The sequence below is a fragment of the Mesorhizobium sp. M1143 genome, assembly GCF_040318435.1.
Taxonomy (GTDB): Bacteria; Pseudomonadota; Alphaproteobacteria; order Rhizobiales; family Rhizobiaceae; genus Mesorhizobium.
Window position 1 is genome coordinate 40,020 of the sequence record NZ_JAMYMJ010000047.1, and the last position, 6,249, is coordinate 46,268.

The following is a 6,249-nucleotide window of genomic DNA, read 5'->3' on the forward strand; positions in this document are numbered from 1 at the left end:
CCGTTGCATTGCCTTCTGCGGCCGCTGGCTCGATAGTCCTGCCGATGTGGCAGACCTTTGTGACCTACTGGCCTCTAATCCTTGTGATCATTCCGATGCTGATGGCCGCCATCGGCATCGTCCACGCAATCATGACCAAGGAAGACGTGCGCGCCGCCACCGGCTGGGTCGGCGTGATGATCTTGTCGCCGTTCCTTGGCGCGATCATCTATGCCATTGCCGGCATCAACCGCATCCGCCGCGCCACGATCAGCGCCATGCGGCCCGTCGCCGGTGAAGCCGAGACAGCCAAACACGACCACGACATTGCGCTCGAAACACTCATCTCAGCCGAATTCGGCCAGCGCTTTGCCGGCCTGAAGACGCTAGGCGACAGGGTGGCGCGGCGCGGCCTGCTTTCGGGAAATGCAATCACCATCCTGAGGACCGGCGACGAAGCCTACGCGGCAATGTGCGGGGCGATCGACGGCGCACGGCGCAGCATCCTGCTCGAGACCTACATCTTCGACAATGACGAGATCGGACGACGTTTTGTCGGATCGCTGGCCGGAGCGGTCCGGCGCGGTGTGACGGTTCGCGTGCTGATCGATGCGGTGGGCGTGCGCTATTCCGTGCCCAGCATTCTTGGGACACTCCGGGAAGCCGGCGTCACCGTCGATCTGTTCAACGGCAACATCGTCATGGGCCTGAGACTTCCCTACGCGAATTTGAGGACGCACAGGAAAATCCTGATCGTCGACGGTGTGGTGGCGTTCACGGGAGGCATGAACATCCGCAAGGGATTCTCGGCCGAATTCGCCGGCAGCGCCAGTTCGGCGGATACGCATTTCCAGGTCACGGGGCCCGTCGTGGCCGACCTGTTCGCGGTTGCCGCCGAAGACTGGCGTTTTGCCGGCAACGAGGCCCTCAAGGACGAGGTCTGGCACGTGGAAAAGCCCTCGCCGCCTCCCGGTCAGCCGATCCTGGTGCGGGCGGTGGCGTCGGGGCCGGACGCCAGCATCGAAACCAACCACAAATTGCTGACGGGGGCATTTTCCGTCGCCCGCAAATCGATCCGCATCATGTCGCCCTATTTCCTGCCGGACCGGGAATTTGTCAGCGCGCTGGTCACGGCTGCCCGGCGCGGCGTCGAGATCGACATCGTCGTGCCCGCGGTCAACAATCTCTTCCTGGTCGGCCGCGCCATGACGGCGCAGTACGACCAGGTGCTGAAGCACTATTGCCGCGTCTGGCGTCATGAAGGGTCATTCGACCATTCGAAGCTGTTGTCGGTCGATGGCGTCTGGGCCTATGTCGGCTCTTCCAACCTCGACGCCCGGTCGCTGCGGCTGAATTTCGAAATCGACCTGGAGGTGCTGGATACCGGCTTTGCCGCCGAGATCGAAGGGCGCATCGGAGCGGCAATCGCTTCCGCCAAACCCGTCACACTCGCAACCTTGAAAGCGCGGCCATTTCTCATCCGGGTTTTTGACCGGTTGTTATGGCTGGGATCGCCCTATCTCTAATGCATACCGCCTCGAAGTGGTCCCGGTTGTGAGAGAACGATATGCATAGAACAAAGAATCAGGACATCGAATAGCAGGCCTATGGACATAAACGGACGCAGCCTTCCTGAAACAGTGCTCCTGTCGATCCGCGGCAGGAAAGCGCGCAAGGCGAACGCGACGCCGCGCAAGCACATTGAAGGCGCCCAGATGGTGGTCGCCTCCTACAACGTCCACAAATGCATCGGCACCGACCGCAGGTTCGACCCCGAACGCACCGCCCGCGTCATCCGCGAGATCGGCCCCGACGTCATCGCGCTGCAGGAGGCCGACAACCGCTTCGGCGATCGCGCCGGGCTGCTCGACCTTGCCCGGATCGAACACGAAACCGGGCTTGTGCCGGTGCCGGTTTCCGGAAGCGGCAAGGGCCATGGCTGGCGCGGCAACGTGCTTTTGTTCAAGCGCGGCACCGTGCGCGACGTCCATCAGATCAAGCTTCCGGGACTGGAGCCCCGCGGCGCGCTGGTTGCCGAGATCGACCTCGACGAAACGCGCACTCTGCGCGTCATCGCCGCGCATCTCGGCCTGTTGCGCCGCTCGCGCTCGGAGCAGGCCCGCGTCGTGCTCGACATCATGAGCAACCAGGATGAAAGGCCGACCTTGCTGCTCGGCGACCTCAACGAATGGCGGCTGGGCAACCGCTCGGCGCTCAAGACGCTGCACGCCACCTTTGGTTTCACGCCGGCGGCGGTGCCGACTTTCCCCTCAGGCCTGCCGGTACTGGCGCTCGACCGGATCATGGCCAACCGGCACGGCATGGTCTCGTCGGTGGAAGCCCATGACACGCCGCTGTCGCGGGTTGCGTCGGATCATTTGCCGCTGACGGCGTTTGTCAGCCTCTAACTCATCCGTCCCGCAGCCAGACCAGCATCTCGCCGGGTTCACGGTTGTCCCAGGCGTAGTAAGGAACGGCGGTGATTTTCGTTTCGCTCACCGCCGGCGGATCGGTGCGATAGAGCCCGGGTTCCCAGTTTTCCTGCGCTTCCTTGCTGGCAAGTGCCGAAAGCGTGACGATGCCGCCGAGCAGGTTCGGCTCGGCATGCGCCTCGATTTTTGCCGTTCGCGGCAGAGCGATCCGATGCAACTGGCCGGCATTGTCGGTCTCCTCGACGCAATAGATCAGCGGACCGCGCGCAAGTGCGACGCGGCCGATGTCCTGACGCACCTCCGGATTGGCGAACAGACGAGCGATCGACATTTCGAGATCGAGTTCGACCCGGTCGCCCTGGCGCCACTCGCGCCGGATCGCGGCATAGCCGTCGCTGGTGATGTCATCCAGACCGACCGCGGCGCCGTTGACCTTGAGCGCCGCCTTGCCGCACCAGGAGGGGACGCGCAGGTGCAAGGTGAACTCGACCGGCGCGTCGGCTTCGATCCGGATCGAGACCGCGCCATCCCAAGGATAATTGCTGGTCTGAATCAGACTGACCGCCCGGTTCGATATGTCGAAGCGCGCGGTGCTGTCGCCGTAGAGATGGACGGCCAGCGCGTCGTCCGAGAGGGAGTAGAAATAGCTGCCGATGGAGGCGACCATGCGGCCGATATTGGGCGGGCAACAGGGGCAGCGATGCCATTTCCAGCGATTGTGCCTGCCCCGGCTCTCCAGCGGGTTCTCGTAGAAGAACAGCGAGCCGTCGAGCGACAGGCCGGAGATCGAGCCGTTGTAGAGCGCCCGCTCCATCATGTCGGCGTAGCGGGCGTTGGGACCCATGCCGAGCATGCGGCTGGCCCAGAACACGAGGCCGACCGAGGCACAGGTCTCGGCATAGGCGGTTTCGTTGGGCAGGTCGTAGTCGCTGGTAAAGCCCTCATTGTGCGCCGATGGCCCGAGGCCGCCGGTGATATAGAGGTTTTTGGTGGTGAGATCGTTCCACAGCCGGTCGAGCGCTACCCTGAGCGTATCGTCGCCATATTCGGTGGCGATGTCGGCCATGCCGGAATAGAGGTACATCGCCCTGACCGCATGGCCGACGACCTTTTCCTGCTCGCGCACCGGCTTGTGCGACTGGTTGTACTCATAAGTCTTGAAATGATAGGCCTTCGGGTCGGCGCCGCGCGCACGCGCCTCCTCGTCGAAATAATGCGGCTGTTGCCCGCGCTGGTCGATGAAATACCTGGCCAGGTCCATGTATTTCTGCTCGCCGGTCGCCCGCGCCAGCTTGACCAGCGCCAGCTCGATCTCCTCATGGCCGCAATAGCCCTTCTTCTTGCCCGGCTCCGGACCGAAGGTGTCGGCGATATGGTCGACATAGCGGCACATGATATCCAGCAGCTTGCGCTTGCCGGTGGCCTGGTAGTAGGCGACCGCGCCTTCGATCAGATGGCCGGCGCAATAGAGCTCGTGGCAATCGCGCAGATTGGTCCAGCGCTTGCCGGGCTGGATGCGCTGGTACCAGCTGGAGAGATAACCGTCTTCCTGTTGCAGTTTGCCGTACAGGTCGATGACGGCATCGATCTTCGTCTCGAGCGCCGCGTTCTTGCGCCGGTAGAGCGAATAGGCCGCGGTCTCGATGGTCTTGCCCCAATCGGAGTCCCAGAACATCTGCGTCGTCACCGTCGAGCCAGTGAAGCCGGGGCTGGCCGCCTCGTCGGGCGACGGCGAATGGAACGGAATGACGACGCCCGGCGAGGGCCGGTCCGGGTCGATCTGCTCCAGCATGCGCGCCTCGACGCAGCGCTCGTAGAGGATGTCGGCGGTGCGCGACGCCACGGCATCGACACGGTCGCCCCAGAAGCCGCGCACATCGACCTGCGGCACCGGCAGCGGGCGGAAGGCGAGTTTGCCGGGCTTGGCGGATGGTTGAACGGTCATCGTGTCACTCCGTTGGATATTGGTCATTTCACGGGGGGTCATTTCACCGCGCCGGCCATCAGGCCGCGGATGTAGAAGCGCTGCAGCAAGAGGAAGAGCACCAGGCACGGCACCATCATCACGGTGACGCCCGCCTGCACCGCGCCCCAGTCGACGGCGCCGAAGCGGCCCGACTGAAGTGCGGTCATCATGATCGGCAGCGTGAATTTGGACTGGTCGGTCATCAGCACCAGGGCGGCGAGGAACTCGTTCCAGGCGCCGAGGAAGGCGAACAGCGCGATGGTGACGATGCCCGGCCAGACCAGCGGCAGCATCACCTTGAGCAGCATGGTGACGTTGTTGGCGCCGTCCATGCGCGCGGCCTCCTCGATCTCGCGCGGCACCGCGTCGAAGGCGTTGCGCATCATGAAGATCGAGAACGGCAATTGCAGCGTGGTGTAGACCAGGACCAGCCCGGTCAGCGTGTTGTGCAGGCCGACCTTGGTCAGCACCAGGAAGATCGGCGTCAGGATCGACTGGAAGGGGATCATGATCGTCGACAGGATGACGATGAAGAGCACATCCTTCATGGGAAACCGGAAGCGCGAAAAGCCGTAGCCGGCCAGCACGCTGACGACGACCGACAGGATCACCGTCATCGAGGCGACATAGAGGCTGTTTTGCGCCGGCAGCCAGAGGCCGTCGCCAAAGGTGTCGAGCGTGCGATAGTTCTCGACCGAGAAGCCTGTCGTCGGCCATGGCGGCAGCGGCGGCTGGCGCGCCTCCTGCGCCGGCTTGAAGGTCGACAGCACGGCCCAGACGATCGGCGCGATGAACAGCACCGAGGCGATCATGCCGGTCGAATGCTCGGCGATCCTGAGCCAGAGGCGGCTGCTGCGGCTTCTTGCCTGCGCCATCAGTCGATGCCCTCCGGCTTGCGCAGCAGCCAGAGCTGAACCAGGCTGAGCGCCACCAGTATGGCCAGCAGGATCATCGACAGTGCTGCGCCATAGCCGAGCTTGAACGAGACGAAGGATTGGTTGAAAATCCAGTAGACGGCGGTCAGCGTCTGGTTGCGCGGGCCGCCGCGCAGGATGATGTAGAACTGGTCGAAGGCGAGGATCGAGCCGGCGATCGACAGGATCAGCGCCAGCGCCAGCGTGCGGCGCATCAGCGGCAGGGTGATGGCGCGAAAGCGCGCGAACGGCCCTGCCCCGTCGATCATCGCGGCTTCCTGCAGATCGGTCGGGATCGACTGCAGGCCGGTCATCAGGATGATCATGGTGAAGCCCGCCACCTTCCAGACGACCATGGCGATGATCGACCAGAAGGCCGGCTGGAACGTCGCCAGGAGGTTGAACTTTTTCGCGGTCAGGCCGAGGTCGTAGGCGGCCGGGCTGAACAGACCGGAATCGACATTGAGCAGCCACGACCACAGCAGGCTGGCCGAGGCGAAGCCGACGACCGCCGGCATGAAGAAGGATGTCCGGTAAAAGCCGGTCAGCCGCCTGGGCTTTTCGATGAACAGCGCCAGCGGAAAGGCAACGGCGAAGATCACGATGGTGACGATCACGGTGTAGTAGGCGGTGAAGCTCAGCGCGTTCCAAAAACGGTTGTCGCGCAGGATCGCCCGGTAATTGTCGAAGCCGATGTAAAAATGCTCGCCCATCAGCGGCCAGTTGTGCAGCGACATCCAGGCGGTCATGCCGAGCGGAATGATGAAGAACACGACGACCAGCGCCACGGCCGGCGCGACATAGAGCAGGCCGATCCACTGCCGGCGGCCGGCGCCGACCAGTTTTCTGGCGCGTGGCGGGGTGGTGGTGGTGGCGGTCATACGTGGGCTCCGGGTCCGGTGATCCCCCTCCCCCGCGAGGGGAGGGTCCGGCCGCCGGCCGGGGCTGGGGTCCTCCG

Annotated in this window: 5 protein-coding genes; 2 read left to right on the forward strand and 3 right to left on the reverse strand. The window is 63.9% G+C overall.

Features of this window, described 5'->3' with window-relative positions:
• Positions 1 to 44 precede the first annotated feature (44 nt).
• Together NKH35_RS24900 and NKH35_RS24905 are read left to right on the forward strand one after the other, a co-directional pair.
• A complete protein-coding gene (locus NKH35_RS24900) occupies positions 45 to 1,505 on the forward strand; it encodes a phospholipase D-like domain-containing protein (protein WP_023697668.1) in 1,461 nt (486 codons plus the stop codon).
• Positions 1,506 to 1,586: 81 nt separating this feature from the next.
• Positions 1,587 to 2,387 carry an endonuclease/exonuclease/phosphatase family protein gene (locus NKH35_RS24905; protein WP_023671569.1) on the forward strand — a complete coding sequence of 267 codons (801 nt, stop codon included), beginning with the start codon at positions 1,587 to 1,589 and terminating at the stop codon, positions 2,385 to 2,387.
• Between the two features lies 1 nt (position 2,388).
• On the opposite strand, the gene NKH35_RS24910 is transcribed toward NKH35_RS24905, so the two are convergent.
• From NKH35_RS24910 to NKH35_RS24920, 3 genes are read right to left on the reverse strand one after another with little or no spacing between them, the layout of a single operon-like run.
• Positions 2,389 to 4,356, reverse strand: coding sequence for a glycoside hydrolase family 127 protein (locus NKH35_RS24910; RefSeq protein ID WP_352916726.1), 1,968 nt, complete (start codon positions 4,354 to 4,356; stop codon positions 2,389 to 2,391).
• 38 nt (positions 4,357 to 4,394) lie between these two features.
• Positions 4,395 to 5,252, reverse strand: coding sequence for a carbohydrate ABC transporter permease (locus NKH35_RS24915; RefSeq protein WP_352916728.1), 858 nt, complete (start codon positions 5,250 to 5,252; stop codon positions 4,395 to 4,397).
• On the reverse strand, positions 5,252 to 6,172 hold the full coding sequence (locus tag NKH35_RS24920) for a carbohydrate ABC transporter permease (RefSeq protein WP_023747740.1): 921 nt from the start codon (positions 6,170 to 6,172) through the stop codon (positions 5,252 to 5,254). The genes NKH35_RS24915 and NKH35_RS24920 overlap by 1 nt, the downstream gene beginning before the upstream one ends.
• Positions 6,173 to 6,249 lie beyond the last annotated feature (77 nt).